Annotated in this window: 15 protein-coding genes; 9 read left to right on the forward strand and 6 right to left on the reverse strand. The window is 56.2% G+C overall.

Going from position 1 to position 16,512, the window contains the following annotated elements; all coding sequences use genetic code 11:
• Positions 1-18: 18 nt before the first annotated feature.
• The 4 genes from BLR09_RS01125 to BLR09_RS01140 all read left to right on the forward strand — a co-directional run bounded on the left by BLR09_RS01125 (position 19) and on the right by BLR09_RS01140 (position 5,455).
• On the forward strand, positions 19-942 hold the full coding sequence (locus tag BLR09_RS01125; protein WP_093196653.1) for a carbon-nitrogen hydrolase family protein: 924 nt from the start codon (positions 19-21) through the stop codon (positions 940-942).
• Positions 943-1,014: 72 nt separating this feature from the next.
• Complete coding sequence (locus tag BLR09_RS01130) at positions 1,015-1,395, forward strand: hypothetical protein (protein ID WP_317039183.1); 381 nt, start codon at positions 1,015-1,017, stop codon at positions 1,393-1,395.
• Between the two features lie 143 nt (positions 1,396-1,538).
• On the forward strand, positions 1,539-3,878 hold the full coding sequence (locus BLR09_RS01135; protein WP_093196655.1) for a TonB-dependent receptor: 2,340 nt from the start codon (positions 1,539-1,541) through the stop codon (positions 3,876-3,878).
• The gene (locus BLR09_RS01140; RefSeq protein ID WP_093196657.1) at positions 3,878-5,455 is read left to right on the forward strand and encodes a PepSY domain-containing protein; all 1,578 of its coding nucleotides are present in this window, start codon (positions 3,878-3,880) and stop codon (positions 5,453-5,455) included. Before BLR09_RS01135 ends, BLR09_RS01140 begins: the two co-directional genes overlap by 1 nt.
• A 38-nt stretch (positions 5,456-5,493) precedes the next feature.
• On the opposite strand, the gene mgtA is transcribed toward BLR09_RS01140, so the two are convergent.
• The 4 genes from mgtA to BLR09_RS01160 form a co-directional block, all read right to left on the reverse strand.
• Positions 5,494-8,001 carry a magnesium-translocating P-type ATPase gene (mgtA, locus tag BLR09_RS01145; protein ID WP_093196659.1) on the reverse strand — a complete coding sequence of 836 codons (2,508 nt, stop codon included), beginning with the start codon at positions 7,999-8,001 and terminating at the stop codon, positions 5,494-5,496.
• Between the two features lie 155 nt (positions 8,002-8,156).
• On the reverse strand, positions 8,157-9,611 hold the full coding sequence (locus BLR09_RS01150) for a choice-of-anchor E domain-containing protein (protein WP_176785398.1): 1,455 nt from the start codon (positions 9,609-9,611) through the stop codon (positions 8,157-8,159).
• A 159-nt stretch (positions 9,612-9,770) separates the two neighbouring features.
• Positions 9,771-10,526, reverse strand: a complete 756-nt coding sequence (locus tag BLR09_RS01155; protein ID WP_093196663.1) for a LytR/AlgR family response regulator transcription factor — start codon at positions 10,524-10,526, stop codon at positions 9,771-9,773.
• Entirely contained in the window at positions 10,523-11,527 is a 1,005-nt protein-coding gene (locus tag BLR09_RS01160) for a sensor histidine kinase (RefSeq protein ID WP_093196665.1), read from the reverse strand. Before BLR09_RS01160 ends, BLR09_RS01155 begins: the two co-directional genes overlap by 4 nt.
• Positions 11,528-11,903: 376 nt before the next feature.
• Between BLR09_RS01160 and BLR09_RS01165 the strand changes: the two genes are divergently transcribed.
• From BLR09_RS01165 to BLR09_RS25835, 3 genes are read left to right on the forward strand one after another with little or no spacing between them, the layout of a single operon-like run.
• Positions 11,904-12,341, forward strand: a complete 438-nt coding sequence (locus BLR09_RS01165; protein ID WP_093196667.1) for a VOC family protein — start codon at positions 11,904-11,906, stop codon at positions 12,339-12,341.
• A 6-nt stretch (positions 12,342-12,347) separates the two neighbouring features.
• A complete protein-coding gene (locus BLR09_RS25830) occupies positions 12,348-13,169 on the forward strand; it encodes a cation:proton antiporter (protein ID WP_218126562.1) in 822 nt (273 codons plus the stop codon).
• Positions 13,145-13,627 carry a cation:proton antiporter domain-containing protein gene (locus BLR09_RS25835; RefSeq protein ID WP_218126563.1) on the forward strand — a complete coding sequence of 161 codons (483 nt, stop codon included), beginning with the start codon at positions 13,145-13,147 and terminating at the stop codon, positions 13,625-13,627. The genes BLR09_RS25830 and BLR09_RS25835 overlap by 25 nt, the downstream gene beginning before the upstream one ends.
• A 28-nt stretch (positions 13,628-13,655) precedes the next feature.
• Here BLR09_RS25835 and BLR09_RS01175 read toward each other — a convergent pair whose 3' ends face one another.
• Positions 13,656-14,429: an MBL fold metallo-hydrolase gene (locus tag BLR09_RS01175; protein WP_093196669.1), complete on the reverse strand. Its 774-nt coding sequence runs from the start codon at positions 14,427-14,429 to the stop codon at positions 13,656-13,658.
• Between the two features lie 78 nt (positions 14,430-14,507).
• Positions 14,508-15,398 carry a helix-turn-helix domain-containing protein gene (locus BLR09_RS01180; RefSeq protein WP_093196671.1) on the reverse strand — a complete coding sequence of 297 codons (891 nt, stop codon included), beginning with the start codon at positions 15,396-15,398 and terminating at the stop codon, positions 14,508-14,510.
• Positions 15,399-15,427: 29 nt separating this feature from the next.
• Here BLR09_RS01180 and BLR09_RS01185 point away from each other — a divergent pair, with 29 nt between their 5' ends.
• Both BLR09_RS01185 and BLR09_RS01190 read left to right on the forward strand, forming a co-directional pair.
• Complete coding sequence (locus tag BLR09_RS01185) at positions 15,428-16,018, forward strand: GNAT family N-acetyltransferase (RefSeq protein WP_093196673.1); 591 nt, start codon at positions 15,428-15,430, stop codon at positions 16,016-16,018.
• A gap of 71 nt (positions 16,019-16,089) precedes the next feature.
• Positions 16,090-16,479: a hypothetical protein gene (locus BLR09_RS01190; protein ID WP_093196675.1), complete on the forward strand. Its 390-nt coding sequence runs from the start codon at positions 16,090-16,092 to the stop codon at positions 16,477-16,479.
• The last annotated feature ends 33 nt before the right edge of the window (positions 16,480-16,512 follow it).

The following is a 16,512-nucleotide window of genomic DNA, read 5'->3' on the forward strand; positions in this document are numbered from 1 at the left end:
TATTTAAAAGACAGAAACATGGCTCTTCCCATACTCCGGGCGGGCGTCGTACAGGCCACGCCCGCCTTGTTTGACCTGGAAAAAAGCGTTGACCGGGTAATCGACTGGATCGGCAAAGCCGCCGCCGAAGGGTGTACTATCCTGCTGTTTCCGGAGTCGTTTATTCCCTGCTATCCGCGGGGACTGAGCTTTGACGCCGTCGTAGGCCGGCGGACGGATCGCGGCCGTGAACACTGGCTCGACTACTGGACCAACAGCCTGGAAATCAACTCCCCGCATACCCGGCGCATCAGCGAGGCCATACGAGAGGCCGGTATGTTTGTCGGCCTGGGTGTTACGGAGCGGCTGGGGCACTCCCTCTACTGTTCGCTGTTTTATTTCGGGGAAGACGGGACGTTTCTCGGCGCTCACCGCAAGATCAAGCCAACCGGGCTGGAGCGGTACATCTGGGCGGAGAGCGACGGCAGTACCTTACTGACCTTCGACAACGGGCATACCACTATTGGCGGCCTCATTTGCTGGGAAAACTACATGCCGCTCGCGCGGGCGGCGCTGTATCAGAAAGGCGTAGAAGTATACTTCGCACCGACGGCCGATGCCCGGCCCAGTTGGCAGTCGACCATGCAGCATATTTCCCTTGAAGGCAGGTGTTTTGTACTGGCAGCAAATCAGTTTGTCCGGAAATCAGACTACCCCGAACGTTACCAGGCCGATCTGGCAGCAGAGCCGGAAATCATGAGTGCCGGCGGGAGCGTCATCCTGGATCCTGCCGGAAACGTACTTGCGGGTCCGCTTTGGGGAGAAGAAGGTTTGCTGGTTGCCGATCTCGATTTTTCTCTACTCGTCCGCCATAAGCTGGATTTTGATCCTGTCGGCCACTATTCCCGCAACGATATTTTTCGACTGGAAGTGAACGGGCAGCCGGACGTCCGGAAATACTGATAAAACAGCGAATTCGCCCCTTTTCTGCCTGCGGCTTGGCCGGAAAGGGAATTCCGTGCCTATCTTCGCGCCGTGATACGTCAACTGCTAGTCTTCGTTTTGCTGCTTGCCGTGCTGTTGCCCAGCTTCAGCCCGTTGGGGACGATCGCGTATTACCAGCTCAACCGGGATTACATCGCGAAGGTCCTTTGCGAAAACCGGGACAAGCCCCAACTGCACTGCGACGGCAAGTGCTACCTCGCCAAAAAACTCAAGGCCCAGCAGGATCGCCAGGACAAGGAGACGACGCAGCTTGTGAAAAGCATGCCGACGATCACCCTGTTTTGCGATGCCCTGGCGGCATTTGAGTTTGCGCCGGAGGTGACGACGCCCGCCGAAACCGGCACGCCGGCGTACGTCCTTCCTTCTTACACCTCCTTCCTGGCTGTTCAGCACCAGCCTCCCCGAGCCTGAGTTCGCGTTGTTTGCGGTAATCGTGCGCCTTTTCGGAATGAAACGGGCGGACGCTGACGCTGCATGGTCTGTTCCCGACGTATGTGGGGAACCGGCCGACCCTTACCCAATCGTGAACCTAGTTTTCTTCCGACATGCCCACCATGTCCTACTGCTACCGCATTCTCCTATGCCTGGGATGCGTCCTGTGCGGGCTGACCGCCCGTACCCAGACCCTCTCCGGTCTTGTTTTTGATAACCAGACGAAAGAGCCCCTCGCCGGGATTTCCGTCACCGTGCCCGCCACCGGGAAGGGTACGTCTACCGGATCCGACGGACGGTTTACGCTTGATCCGCCGGTCAAATCTCTGAAAATCAGTGCCATCGGGTACGCTGAAAAGGAAGTGCCCGTTTCCGGAACGACGATACGCATAGCGCTCGATCCCTCGGTCGAAAACCTCCAGACGCTCGTCGTAACGGCCAACCGGGAAGCGACCCTGCGTACCCAGACACCGATAGCGATATCAAAGCTGTCTCCGAAACTGATCGACGAAACAAAGCCCACCGCGATCTACGAAGTGATCAACAAAACGCCCGGCGCGCTGATGGTCAACCTCGGCAACGAACAGCACATGATGGCGATCCGCCAGCCCATGACCACCAATGCTTATTTTCTGTACCTGGAAGACGGCGTTCCGATCCGGCCGATGGGCGTGTTTAACCACAATGCCCTCCTGGAAATGAACCAGTTTACGGTGAGTTCGATGGAGGTTGTGAAAGGACCGGTATCCTCGATTTACGGACCGGAGGCCGTCGGCGGAGCCGTCAACTTCATCACCCAGCGACCTACCGCTGTCCCTACCGCCCGGATTGGTATTCAGGCGGATCAGTGGGGATACCAGCGCGTTCAGTTCGGCGCCGGCGCGCGGCAGGGAAAATTCGGTATATATCTCGGCGGATTACTTTCGCGTCAGCGGAATTCGTGGATGACGAGCTCGGATTACGACAAGTCTTCCTACTACGTGCGGCTCGAGTATGCATTCAACCCGCGTACGCGATTGACCGGTACGCTGTCGTATAATGACTACGACTCCCAAACCAGCGGAAGCGTAGACAGTTCCGCGTTTTTTTCGAAACAATACGTCAGTACCACTGATTTTACGTATCGGAAGACGATGTCGCTCCGGAGCAGGCTGACGCTGGAACACGACTGGGCCGACGGCTCTCAAACCTTTCTGACGGCCTTTGTCCGGAATAATACCGTCGGGCAGAATCCCACGTACTCCATCCGCTGGACCTCCGGCGCTTCGACTGCTACCGGTCAGATCAACAGCAACGATTTCAGCAGTACCGGCTTCATCGCCCAGCATACCCAGCAGTTGGGTTTCTGGCAGAGTAAGCTGATTGCGGGCGCGACGCTCGATCTGTCCCCGAATGCGTATTATGCCTACCAGACAGAGCTGGCCGCGACCCTTCGTCCCGACAAAAAATCAGTCCTGAAATACACCCTGCTGCGTGAGCGGCCGGATATCCGGCTGTCGGACTACTCCGCTGATATTCATAATGCTGCAGCGTATGTGCAGTATGATTTTGAACCGGTATCGAAGTTGCGGATTTCAGCCGGTCTCCGGTATGACCGGATGGCGTTTGACTATACCAACGCCCTCGACAAATCGTCCGGAAGCAAATCCTACAGCCAGGCCACTCCGAAAATCGGCGCGACGTACGACCTCGGCAGTGGTAAGGGACTGTACGCCAACTATGCCAAAGGTTTTTCTCCGCCCGCTCTTACCTCGATCTTCCTGAAGCGTACGACACCCACTGCCTCCGGCGACCAGTTTTACTACAACCTCGAACCGGCCCGCTTCGAGAACATGGAAATAGGTGGCTGGGCGTCCTTGCTCGGTGGTAAAATCTATGTAGACGGTGCTGTGTATCAGATGAATGGCCGGAATGAACTGCTGAATATCAGGCAACCGGACAACTCGTATGATTACCAGTCGGCCGGCAAAACCCTCCACCGGGGTGTCGAGCTGGGGCTAACCTACCGGCCGTCGAAGCAGGTATTTTTCCGCTTCGGTGGTACCCACGCCGTGCACCGCTTCGTCGAGTTTACCCTGAGCCAGCGCGCCACTGACGCCGTTCAGAACGTCAACGGAAAAGACATGCCCTCGGCGCCACGATGGCTGTGGAATACCGAAATCAACTACTATCCGATCTGGCTGAAAAACTTCCGGGCGGCGCTTGAATGGCAGCGCGTCGGCGGATGGTACCAGAATCAGGTAAATACCGTTCGTTACGACGGCTACCACCTGTTGAATTTCCGGACCGGCTACCAATGGAAAGGTATTGAGCTGTACGTCAATGTACTGAATTTCGCCGATGCCCTGTACGCCACCAACGCGACACGCGGCAACAATGCGACCGACCGTACCACGTTTACGGCGGCCGCTCCGCGGACGTTTGTCATGGGTATTCAGTACACGTTTACCGGAAAACGCTGATGGAAGCCACGATGACTGCGCCGGCTACGGGCTGGCGCGCCTACATACGGAAACGGATCTATCGCTGGCACCGCGTCCTGGGTATTATCACGGTTATACCGGTGATTTTCTGGTGCCTGAGCGGTATTGCGCACCCGTTTATGTCGCACTGGTTCAAGCCGCAGATCGCGCATGAATTTGTGAAACCGGAGCCGGTCAACCCGGAGGCGCTGAAGGTACCGCTCGCGGAAATACTGAACCGCGCAGGTATTCCGGTACTCCGTACGTTCCGGGTGATTTCGTTCGACGGTCGAACGGTTTATCAGGTCATGCTGTCCGACCACAAACTGGTGTATTTCGATACGAAAACCGGGGAGCAACTGGAAAAAGGAGACATCGCCTATGCCGGGTACCTCGCGCAGTACTTTGCCGGAGATCGTCAGAGTCGGGTCAGGGTGACGCCGGTGACTTCTTTTACGTCCGAATACCGTTCTGTCAACCGCCTGCTGCCTGTCTGGAAAGTCAGTTTTGACCGGCCTGACGGGATGGATGTTTACGTCGACACGGAGCAGAGCCGCCTGGCTAACTACAACGAAAGAAGCCGCAAGGTCTTTCTCGCCGTCTTCAATACCTTTCATACCTGGGAATGGCTGACGTCGATCAGCCACAATACTGTCCGGGTACTGGTGATGATGGCTTGCCTGACGGTCATTATCCTGTCGATGCTCAGCGGTGTGATTGTGTACGGCGTGCTGTGGAAGAAAGCAAAAAAGGTGCGGAAAGACGGCAGCATCCGTCGGTACCACCGGCAGATCGGTATTGCGGTGTCACTTGTGACGCTGACGTTTGCCTTCAGCGGGGCGTACCACGTCAGCCGGAAGCTGACTCCGGACAACCGGCATGCTTTTGTCCGGCAACCGCTTATCCGGACGAATGGGCTGCGGGTACCGATGGAGAAATTGCCGCTCGACTGGCCCCGCGTGACAGGCCTGTCGCTCGCCCAGGTAGACGGCCGGAGCTACTACCGGGTATCTTACAAAAAGGAAAGTAACTGGGATAAAAAGCAGGTCGACCAGGCCGAAACCGCCAAACCGGTCGCTTCGGCGGATCCCGCTGGCGTGGCCTACTACGATACCCAAACCGCCTCCCTGCTTCCGGACGGCATGATCGCCCATGCCAAAGACCTGGTTCGCAGCTTCTGGGCAGCCGAAGAATCCGGCAAAGGGCCGGCCTGCTGCGAAGCCATGGACGCGGGCCAGCAACAGGCCGCCGGTGAACTTCCGGAACTGGAAAAAACCGATATCCTGACCCGGTTTGACCGCGAGTACGGCTTCATCAACAAGCGCCTGCCGGTTGTGAAGCTGTCGCTCCGGACCGACGATCACCTGAGCTACTACGTGGAGCCGGCTACCGGCCACCTGGCGGCGCGTATCACCGACGGCGATCGCCTGGAAGGACTATCCTTCGCCTTTCTGCACAAGTACAGCGGCGTAGACGGGTTCGGGAAGAATTTTCGGGACGGTATTACGCTGTTTTCCTCGCTTGGCGTGCTGGTAGTGAGCGTATTGGGATTGATTTTATTCTGGAAAGGGAAGTGATGGGATCCGGCGCGCGCGAAGCGCGCGCCGGATCCTTCTCATCGATACCTCCGGTAAAACCAGCGCTTCACCATTTCCGCGCCGGCAATGTAAGCAACGACAATTCCCAGCAGCGCCGGGTAGAATCGTACCGGCAGCGGCGCAAATCCCAGTTCCGCCGCCAGCGGTGTCAGCGGGAGTACCAAGACGACGAGTACCACGGCGAGCGTCGCCAGTAGCAAATACCGTCCCGGTTTGCTCCGGTAAAAAGGTCCGCGGGTCCGGACGACGAGGACGATCAGCGTCGCCGAAATGACCGATTCCACAAACCAGCCGGTCTGAAACTCGGTCTCCCCGGCATGAAAGAGCTTCAGCAATACGCCGAACGTCATATAATCAAAGACGGAACTCAGCAGGCCGAATACAATCATGAACCGGCGGATGAACGCAATATCCCATTTCCGCGGGCGCCGAATCCAGTTTTCATCTACCCAGTCGGACGACAGGCTCATTCCCGGAAAATCCGTCAGCAGGTTCGTCAGCAGAATCTGCTTCGGCATCAACGGAAGAAAAGTCAGAAACAGCGACGCCCCGGCCATGCTGAACATATTGCCGAAATTGGCGCTGGTGGCCAGAAAAACGTATTTCTGCGTATTGGCAAACGTGCGCCGGCCTTCCTTCACACCGCGCAGCAGTACGTTAAGATCCTGATTCATGAGGACAATATCGGCGGCGTCTTTGGCGACGTCCACCGCCGATTCCACCGAAATACCAACATCCGCCGCATGCAGCGCAGCGGCATCGTTAATCCCATCGCCCATATACCCGACAGTCTTGCCGCTCTTTTTGAGGGCGAGGATGATCCGCTCTTTTTCATTCGGTTCAACCTCTGCAAACACGTCCGTTCGCAAAGCCCGCTGCCGCAGGGCCGCATCGCTGAGCTGCTTAATCTCCGGACCGGAGAGGAGTACGGCGTCAGTCATCCCGATCTGGGTACTCAGGCTCTTGGCGATGAGGAGGTTATCCCCCGTAATGACTTTCAGGTGTACACCAAGGTCTTTCAGCTCCGCGAGGGTGTCGGCGATACCGGCCTTGGGAGGATCGAATAAGGTAACGAACCCGGCAAAAGTGAAGTCCTTTTCGTCTTCCCGGGCGATGGGCCCGTCTTCCGTCCACGTTCTGTAGGCGACACCCAGCGTCCGGAATCCCCTGGCACTCAGGTCCTGATACGCTTCGTGAATCGCACCGGATACCTCGCCGATGGGTTTGCTGTTACCGGCGGTGTCTTCGGCCTGGCTGCATACTTCGAGTATGTTATTGACGGCACCTTTGCTGACGAGCAGCCGGCCTTCCGGCGTCTGAACAAGCAGCGTAAGCCGCTTCCGGATAAAATCATATGGAATTTCGTCCTGCTTTTCGACGCCGGTGAGGTCGGGTGCAACATGCGCGATGGCTTCGTCGATCGGATTCCGGAAGCCCTGCTGCAGGCACGCATTGATCGCAGCAAGGCGCAGCACCCGATCCGACTTCCGCCCGGCGCAGTCAGTTGCCTCGTGCACCTGCACCTTTCCCTCTGTCAGTGTACCGGTTTTGTCGGAACAAAGTACCTCCATACTTCCGAAGTTCTCGATGGAAGTCAACCGCTTGACAATCACCTGTTGCTTCGCCATGTGCCGGGCGCCGGTGGCGAGGTTGACGGTTATGACTGCGGGAAGCAGCTGCGGCGTAAGCCCGACGGCGATCGCCAGCGTAAACAGGAACGAATCCAGTACCGGTTTATGCAGGAAAACATTGATCCCGAAAATCACCACAACCAATACCAGCGTAATCTGCAGCAGCAGGTACCCAAAACGACGGATACCCGTTTCAAATTCAGTAGGTGGCGTCTGGTTTCGCAGCGACGCGCTCAGGCGGCCGAACTCCGTGGCGGCGCCTGTTTGCATGACCAGGGCCGTTGCGCTTCCGCTCACGACGTGCGAGCCCATGAAAACCGCGTTCCGGCGCTGGCTGAGCATCGTTTCGGCTGGAAATATGCCGGGTAGCTTGTCGACCGGAAAGGTTTCCCCCGTAAAAGCCGCCTCGTCTACAAACAACTCTTTCGAGTTGAGCAGCAGGCAGTCGGCCGGGATGAGATCCCCTGCACGAAGGGATACGACATCGCCGGGTACCAGCGCTTCGAGCGGCAGCTCCTGCTCCTTTCCGTCCCGGAGTACGGTCGCCGTTACCCGTACCATCGCCAGCAACTGCGCAACCGCCGTATCCGCCCGGTACTCCTGCCAAAACCCCAATAAGCTGCTGACCAGTACGATACCGATGATGATGATAGCATCCGCCGAATCTCTCAGGAAAAAGGACAGGATCGCGGCTCCGAGTAACAACAAGGTTACCGGATTTCGGAACTGGTTGAGCAATACCTGCACCGGTTGCTTTCTGCCGCCGGTTTGCAGGGTATTCGGCCCGTGGGCGGCGAGGGCGGAGCGGGCCGCGTCAGTCGTCAGTCCACCCGGGCCCGAGCCGGTTGCCCGGCAGGCGTCGTCGGCAGTGAGTGACCAAAAAGCTGTATCCATGGTCGTTAAGACAATTCCCTGCTATGTTACGGTCATTGCCGGTAAATCCCAATGACAATCATCAGAAACAGGAAAAGAACCGGCCCATCCAAAGGACAGGGCCGGTTCCGGCGACCTTTCAACTGGTAATGCGCAGGCTTTCCGCCAAGTTGAACCTAGCGCAGTACGGCTTTGACAGATTTAATAGTGACGAGGGCGGGGTTACGAAGGGAAAGGAGATACATGCCTTTGGGCAGTTCACCGGTATTGAAACGTACTTCGTTGATACCCTTTTTCAGCTCGACCCGCTGCTCGCCCACCAGCTTTCCGTTCAGGTTGTAGAGTTGCAGAGTAGTGCCTGGCTCGAGCGAAGTGTCGTCATACTCAACCAGCGCGCGGAGTTCCGCTCCCGTGACCGGGTTAGACGCCACCCGCAGGACGACTCCCTTGTACCCGTTTGGTTCAACCGAACGTGTATTGCTATACGTATAAGTTCCGTCGTTGTCTACCTGCTTGAGCCGGTAATAATGGATGGTGGAAGGATCTGGATTTTTGTGCGTGAACGAGTACTGCTGGGTGGCGTTGGTCGTTCCCCGGCCCTGTATGGTTCCGAGCGCTTCAAACTGCCGGGTATCGGTGGAGTGCTGTACTTCGAAATAGGCATTGTTCAGCTCCGACGCGGTAGACCAGGCCAGCTGCACATTGTTGTCCGCCGGTTTTGCCGTGAAAGAAACGAGCCGTACCGGAAGTGGATTGGTAAAGGTATAGACCACACACAGGCCGGCCGCTACGTCCGTCAGTACCTGATAGCCCAGGTTCCCGCCGCCGACTACACTCGTGGTACTTTGGGAAGTCGTCGGAACTGAAAATGTTCCCGTTCCGGTAAATGCAGCTTTCTGCGTCGTTGTAGAGTAGGTCCGGTTGTTGGTCGACGAAGCATACTGATTAAAATAGGAAACACCTGAAAGGCCGGCGTAGTCTTCGACGCCGTCATAGGCGTCCAGCGTACCTTCTACCGATACTTCCGTCTGGGTGGTGAAGGGCGTGCCGGTCACCGGCATGGTCATTTGTACCCGTCCGCCGACGATCACGTTATACGCGTCCGCCGAGCCTTTGTTCTCGATACCGATGCGCTGGTGATAGACCGATTCCGTTGAAAACACGCGTACCGTTCCGAGCGTACCCAGCGCCGGATCAAAACGGGGCAGTGTAAACGTCTCGTTCCAGGTGGTAACCGTCGGTACTTTTCCGGTACAATAGGTCAGCGTTTGCGGAACGGGAATGAGGCCGAGCCCGGCGATTTCCTTGTTTTCTTCCGCTGCTACGGTAACGTTCGCAGGTTCAAGCTGATCGGTGTAACCATCCGTCGGATACGTATACCGGACTGCATAGGTGCCCGGGTTGGTGTGGAGGACATATTTTCCGGTAGCATCGGTGAGCGTCGAGGAGACAAGCTCTTCCGTAACCGGGTCGATCAGTTCAACGAGAATACCCTGAATGACTTTTTCACCGCTGTCTTTGGTACCGTTGGGAGTACCGGCTTCCTGCCAGACATAGCCCGAAACGCTGGATGTGAGAGAAGGTATCTGAGCATATGCGCCGGATCCGGCCAATGCTAGAATGAGAAACATAGAAAACTTCTTCATACGATAAGGTGGAAAGGATCGGAGTACTGTAGTTCGGAGGAAGGAGTTGCCTCCCTCGGAAAAACGATTCGAAAGTAGAAGGCGAAGGCAGGCCGACTGAGAAAAAATTGGCCGAGACGGGCAAATTCAGCGGTCAGGCGGGCATCAGTCCTCCATCCATTTCAAAAATGCCGATGCTTTCGCCTTGCTGATGACAACCGCGACGGGCGTCGGAATGTGCAGCGTTACCGTCAGTTTACGGGCAAAGCCCCGGTGTACTTCGGCGATGGCATCCCTTGCAATAAGAAACTGCCGGTTGGCCCGGAAGAACTGATGCGGATCGAGATCGGCTTCGAGGTTTTCCATGGACGAATCCGCTTCATACCGCCTGTCCCTCGTATGCAGATATACGATGTCATTTTCGGTATACGCGAATCGGATTTCTTCGACATTCAACGGAATAAGCCGGCCGCGGCGGTGTACCACGAGCGTCCGGCGATAGGGAGACGTCAGTTGCCGGATCACCCGGCTGATCTTTTCCTCGAACTCCTCCCGTGCGAAAATGGCGTGCAGCAACCCGATTTTGCCGAAACTGCGGGTCAGCTTTTCGGGGTCGACGGGCTTGAGCAGGTAATCAACGCCCGCGCTCTCAAATGCTTCGAGTGCATACCGGTCGTACGCCGTACAGAAAATGATCGGGACAGGCGGAAGCTGTTCCCGGAAAAAAGTGAGGCTCAACCCGTCGGAAAGCTCAATATCGGCGAAAATAAGGTCCGGAAGCGGGTGGGTGGCAAACCAGCGGGCGGTGGCTTCAAGGGAGGCCAGCGGGCCTTCGATCCGGACATCCGGTTTCCATTCCCGGATCAGGCGGGCGAGGTCGTCGGCCGCCTTCCGGTTGTCTTCAAGCAATAAAATCGTCATGGTCGGATAAGTGGTAGTTTAACAGAAAAATGGGTTTCGTCCCGGTGAACCGTAATCGACTTCCCCGCCAGCAGGCGGTATCGCTCGGCCAGGTTCCGGAGACCGATACGCGAAGACGGCAGCGCATGCTGCTTCAACCGAAGGGTATTGGAGACGACGAGAGACGAAGCCTCCCGGTAAATCGAAATCTGGAGCGGCTGTTCGGCCGAAACAACGTTATGCTTGACGGCATTCTCAATCAGCGTTTGCAGCGCCATCGGCGGCACACGAAAGCGCTGATCTTCTTCCGAAACGCGGACATGCAACTGAATTCCGGCCTCGTGCCGGGCCTCCAGCAGGTAAAAATAGGAGCGGACAAACTCCAGTTCCTGCTCCAGCGTCGCCAGGGCCGACGAGCCGTTGTAATGCAACAGGTAGCGGTACAGATTTGAAAGCTGGACGACGAAATGCCGCGTTGATTCCTCTTCCGTAGATGCTTTCAATACACTGAGGGAGTTCAGGAGGAAATGCGGCTCCATCTGCTGCCGGAGGAATTCGAGGTGAATAAGCAACTCCTCCCGCCGCAATTCCTCCAATTCTGTCCGTTCCAGCTGGATTTTCCGCTGTTCTTCCAGGTAGTAGGCAATGGGATACATCAGAAAAATAACCAGCGTGCCGCGATAGCAAAGCCGGGCCAGGCCGAGGTACCAGGGCAGTTCACGGATGGGCTGAAGCGGATAATCTTCAAAAAATAAGTTTCCTCCAAAATAGAATACGACAGAAATCACCATCGCCGCGGGCAGGGCGACGCAGAATTTCTGCCAGTTGCGTGGGACGCGCGGCTCCCGGAGGATGTACATGGAAGACAACCAGACGGCGAAGCACATGATGGCAATCACAATCTCGGAACCCACAAGATTCACTACGTCCTTTCCCTGTCCCTGAGCCAGCCGTGTGGAAAGGACTGCCAGCGACAGGTTGAGCGACAGAATCGCGCCCGGTTTGAGGTGATAATGAGTCATGGCGACTGAACGACATACAGGTTTCAGGCGAATACAACATGTATCCGTCGGGATAGATCGACAAAACCTGGCGGGGCGGGCGAAACGTGCGTCGGCGGTGGAGGTGGGCGAGTGATCTTTTCGCCGTAGCAAAAAGTCCTGATAGGGGTATCCCCTTTTTTAGCGACTGCAAAACTAGGGCTATCTGCGAATAATCGAATAGAAAGCCGGGGAAACAACTGGTATTTTTTCGGGAGAAGGATAGAAATAGCGAAGGAATTCCGGCATTTTTCGGGAAAAGCAGGATTTGCTGTCCGGAAACAGGCATTTCTTTTCCCCGGCAAATGACTAAATTCCGCCTTCCGGCAGGTGCCGGTTTTCCTGAAACGCCCGTAGTATGCCGCTGGGAATCAAACAAACTGTTCCTTTTCTGACTGTGGCCGACACCGACGCGTCGCTGCGGTTTTACCTCGATGGCCTCGGTTTTTCGATCGTTCACGAGTGGCGGCCGCGGGGGCGCATCGAATGGTGTATGATCCGGCGCGACGAAGGCTTTCTCATGATGCAGGAACCAGCGCCCGACTATACCGGCACGTTGCCGGAGCCACGTGGTCAGGGTGTCGTGGTTATCTTTTTGTGTGAAGACGCGCTCGTATTATACCACGAGGCGCGGGAAAGGAACATACCCGTCAGCGAACCCTTTGTGGGCAACAACCTGTGGGTCGTGTCTTTTACCGATCCGGACGGCTACCGGATCGATTTTGAAAGTGAAACGGATGTTCCGGAAGAAACAACCTACACCGAATGGCTGGCTTCGCGGAACAGCACGCTGTAACAACTAATGGAGAAATACAGTATTGTCCTCTTTATTCTGACAATCATGATCGGGCTTTCGGCGGTGGCGGAGAAGATCCGGCTGCCATATCCCGTCCTGCTGATCACCGCCGGTATTGCCATCGGCTTTGTTCCGGAATTGCCTCATATTGAGCTTGATCCGGAGATTATCTTCCTCCTGTTTCTGCCGCCGCTGCTCTACGACGCGGCGTTTACCATCTCGTTTAAAGAGCTGAAAACCCACCTGCATACCGTCAGCACGCTGGCGATAGGGCTGGTGTTTTTGTCGGCGGCGGGTATTGCCGTACTCGCTCACTACCTGATTCCGGGGATGACCTGGCCGCTTTCGTTTGTATTGGGCGCAATTCTGTCGGCGACCGACGCAGTCTCCGCCATGAGCGTGACGAAAGGGCTCGGCCTTTCCCACAAAACAAGTACCATTCTGGAAGGGGAAAGCCTGGTCAACGACGCGTCGGCGCTGGTAGCCTACCGGTTTGCGGTTGCTGCGGTGACGGGCAGTGCTTTTGTCTGGTGGGAAGCCGGATTGTCCTTTGTCATCCTTCTCGGCGGCGGGTTTGCCGTAGGGCTGGTGATGGGCAAGCTGCTGGGTTTCGTGCTGGCCCGGGTCCGGAAAAACAACCAGGTATGCATCAGTTTCATGCTGCTGATGCCGTTTGTAACGTACCTGCTGGCAGAGGAAATACACGTGTCAGGTGTGATCGCCGTTGTAGTACTGGGCCTGTCTATCTCGCGCTTCAGCCGGAAAGTATTCCCCGAAGCCCTGAAAAATCAATCGCGGGGATTATGGGATATCCGATTTTCCTGCTGAACGGGCTTATTTTCATCCTGATAGGCCTGCAATTGCCCTATGCCATGGCGGAAATGGAAATAGCAGACTGCATTCCGCTGACATTTTATGCCTTTCTGATCACAGTACTGGCGCTTGTGCTCCGCGCGTTCCGGGTGTTTTCCCAACAGCGCAACCTGAAGCAGGCGTTTTTGCAGAACAAAGGCCGGATTACCGAAGAAGCACTCCTTGATGCCAAAACCAGTCTGATTATCAGCTGGTCGGGTATGCGGGGTATTGTTTCTTTGGCGACGGCTCTGGCACTTCCGGCTACGCTTCAGGACGGAACGCCGTTTCCAAACCGCAATGTTATTCTCTTTCTTTCCGTCGCCGTCGTACTATTTACAATTGTCGGGCAAGGCACAACGCTGCCGTGGCTGGTACGCCGCCTGAGCGACGACAAACCCGTTTCTGCTGAAGGTATTGCCGAAAAATCGTGAGAGGCAGCCCGTTCAGGCTGCCTCCCGTTTAGTACAGGGAGATCGTCTCCCCGTCAGCCGGAATAAGCAAACGGCTATCCGGAATACCGTGCTGCCGGGCCGCCAGCCGGAGGGACGCCCGGGTGGTCAGGCAATGATCAAGCGCTTCGAGGTGTACGGCTATGACCGTCGCATTGCCGCTTTCGGCCAGTACCGCGACGGTATCCGCTTCGTTCATCAGGATAGGAGTAGCTTCGTAGCCGGGTTTTACGGCGCCGCCGGCGTTCAGGACGAGGATATCCGGTTCAAACCGACGGATGTTTTCACGGATTTCTTCGGTCCAGATGCCATCGCCGACAAGGTAGATTGTCGGCTGTCCTTCTGACCGGAGCACAAAACCCGAAGCATATCCCATCAGGTCAAGTACCTCTCCGCTGCCGTGCTGGGCGTAGGTACGGTCGATCCGTATGTTTTTCCAGGTAACGGAAGACTCCACTACGCGGGCATTTTCAAACTTTTCACGCGGGAAAAGGGCCTCGTCTGCCGGCTGATACAACAACTCCACCGCAGGGTCGAGGGCGTTGGCCGCCGCCTGGTCGTAGTGGTCGGGGTGCGTATGCGTAACGAGCACGAGATCCGTATTCCGGACAATTTCCTCCACGGGGATCGGAAGGTCCACCAGCGGATTACGGGCTTTTCCGCCAAAAGGCGGGAAGGTATCTTTTGGAGAAAGCATCGGGTCGATCAGAATACGGTGACCGGCATACTTCAGTATGATTGTCGCGTTGCGGACGAGCGTCAGCGAAAGGGGAAAAGCAGTCATGAAGGAATTCGTTTGATGGCGCTGTCATCAGCACCGGCAGCAAAAGTAGAGCGGCCCTGCCGCCGGCGCCCTACCAAATCACTCCGAAGAACTACCATTTTGATAATCACGCAGGAATTCCGAAATCGTTTGCCCGGTCTGGGTTTTGAAGAACCGCATGAGGTGGTTCGTTTCAGAGAAGTGCAGGGTGGCAGCCGCTTCGCCGACAGAGAGGCGGTCGTGGAGGAGCAGGTTTTTAATCTCAACTACCATCCGTTGTTTCAGCAGATGCGCCGCGGTGACGAAAAACTGTTGCTGAACGGCCTTATTCAGGGAAATCCGGCTGACCTGAAGCAGGGAAGCATACTCATTGACCCGCTGTTTTTCCCGGATATGCGTTTCCATCAGCTTTTTGAACTCGAATGCATAATGATTCTCAGGCTTATCCAGGGAAAGACCATATTGCAGGGCATAGTTCCGGTTCAGGCGGAGAAGGAGGTAATACAGCAGCGATCGGATGAGGTGGCCGCTGTCGCCCCGCGAATGCGTCAGCTCGGCTTTGATTTCCGTAAGCGCCTGGCAGAACCGGTCGAGCTCTTCGGCCGAAACGGATAACGTCAGCGGGTGATCGTGCTGGTAGAAATACAGCAACCGGTAGGAAAAGAGCTTGTCAGCGAAGAATTCATTCAGAAAGTCTTCCCTGAAAAGCAGTACCGTAAAATCAGCGGAAGTTGTTTTCCACTGCCGGCGCTGATAAGGGGATAAAAAGACAATGGTTTGGTCCCGGACGGGTAAACGGGTCTGATCGACAAGCAGGTATCCTTCCGCTTTCCGGAAAAACAGTATTTCAAAACAGTCTGACTGATAGACATCCCGTTGCCGGTAATGCGTGGCTACTTCGGCGCCGGGAAGCACATTCAGCAGAAAGTCGACGCCGCATTCGGTTTTATTGAAGACAATGGTTTCCACGGTAGGCAACGGTTTGGGCATTGTAACCGGCAATTTTCAAAAAAGTTCACATGAAAAAACGCTTTTCAACCTGGATTCGCGCTATCCGGAACCTGAGGCGGCCTTCTGCTTCCGCTAACCGGAGGCGGCTGGCAGCGCTTGGCATCGATCCTGCGCGTATCTCCGTTCGCAGGGCCCTTCCTGCCGATGCCGGGGCAATCGCCCGCGTCCATGTACAAGCGTTTGCTGAGACGCACGGAGGGCTTAACCCGCCGACGTTTGCCCTCCGCCACCGGCAGTGGACAGAGCTCCTACATCAGACGGACCGATTTTGTTACCTGGCTGAAAATGAGCGCGGTGAAGTAGCGGGCTTCGCGTCCGGAAACGGGTATTTCGATCCGGCGCTGCCAGAGTATGACGGGCAGCTCAACAAAATTTACCTGTTGCAGACCTACCAACGCCTGGGGATCGGTCGGCAGCTGCTACTGGCAGTGGCGCGTCGCCTGTATGACGACGGCGCCCGGGCGATGCTGCTGTTCGGCGAGGCGGAAAATCCATCGTGCTTTTTTTATGAAAAAATGGGCGGCGTAAGGCTGCTGTCACCCGACGGATCTTTTCACGGTGGCTATGGCTGGCCGTCGCTTGCCTCCCTGCTGCGTTAGAAAGCTTCCAAATTATCTCTTCCGGCAGGAACCATTCCCTATACGTTTTACCTTTGCCGGGTATCACGCCGATGAAAGCACTCGTAGCCATCTTCCTGACCTGCTGGACCCTTGCCGGAAGTTTTCTTCCGGGTATGGGTGTGGATCAGTCTGCCTGCCTCGGCGAGCTGACCCGGCATTTTCAGGAGCACCGGCATACAGATGCTTCACTGAGTTTTCTGGATTTTCTGCGGATGCATTACGGTGCCGATTCCGAGCACCACAAACATCCCAACCACAGTCACCAGAACCTGCCTTCGTCGAGCCATTCGATACCGGTTTTTCCTCCGGTTGCGCAGAGCTGGAATCTTCCGCCGGCGACGGCCTCCGTCCTTATCTCGCGGGCTGATTTCTTCCGAAAGGCTGATTTGTATTCTTTCCTTTCCGTTTTCGCGTTGATAAACCCTCCCCGAGGAAACTAGGTCCGCCTGCAGGCCGAGGTATGCCCTTTCGGG

Source organism: Siphonobacter aquaeclarae (assembly GCF_900103285.1).
GTDB classification, from domain to species: domain Bacteria; phylum Bacteroidota; class Bacteroidia; order Cytophagales; family Spirosomataceae; genus Siphonobacter; species Siphonobacter aquaeclarae.

Coding starts and splice junctions, on each gene's coding strand:
- BLR09_RS01125 (WP_093196653.1), top strand. CDS start 19: ATGGCTCTTCCCATACTCCGGGCGGGCGTCGTACAGGCCACGCCCGCC.
- BLR09_RS01135 (WP_093196655.1), top strand. CDS start 1,539: ATGTCCTACTGCTACCGCATTCTCCTATGCCTGGGATGCGTCCTGTGC.
- BLR09_RS01140 (WP_093196657.1), top strand. CDS start 3,878: ATGGAAGCCACGATGACTGCGCCGGCTACGGGCTGGCGCGCCTACATA.
- mgtA (WP_093196659.1), bottom strand. CDS start 8,001: ATGGATACAGCTTTTTGGTCACTCACTGCCGACGACGCCTGCCGGGCA.
- BLR09_RS01150 (WP_176785398.1), bottom strand. CDS start 9,611: ATGTTTCTCATTCTAGCATTGGCCGGATCCGGCGCATATGCTCAGATA.
- BLR09_RS01155 (WP_093196663.1), bottom strand. CDS start 10,526: ATGACGATTTTATTGCTTGAAGACAACCGGAAGGCGGCCGACGACCTC.
- BLR09_RS01160 (WP_093196665.1), bottom strand. CDS start 11,527: ATGACTCATTATCACCTCAAACCGGGCGCGATTCTGTCGCTCAACCTG.
- BLR09_RS01165 (WP_093196667.1), top strand. CDS start 11,904: ATGCCGCTGGGAATCAAACAAACTGTTCCTTTTCTGACTGTGGCCGAC.
- BLR09_RS25830 (WP_218126562.1), top strand. CDS start 12,348: ATGGAGAAATACAGTATTGTCCTCTTTATTCTGACAATCATGATCGGG.
- BLR09_RS25835 (WP_218126563.1), top strand. CDS start 13,145: ATGGGATATCCGATTTTCCTGCTGAACGGGCTTATTTTCATCCTGATA.
- BLR09_RS01175 (WP_093196669.1), bottom strand. CDS start 14,429: ATGACTGCTTTTCCCCTTTCGCTGACGCTCGTCCGCAACGCGACAATC.
- BLR09_RS01180 (WP_093196671.1), bottom strand. CDS start 15,398: ATGCCCAAACCGTTGCCTACCGTGGAAACCATTGTCTTCAATAAAACC.
- BLR09_RS01185 (WP_093196673.1), top strand. CDS start 15,428: ATGAAAAAACGCTTTTCAACCTGGATTCGCGCTATCCGGAACCTGAGG.
- BLR09_RS01190 (WP_093196675.1), top strand. CDS start 16,090: ATGAAAGCACTCGTAGCCATCTTCCTGACCTGCTGGACCCTTGCCGGA.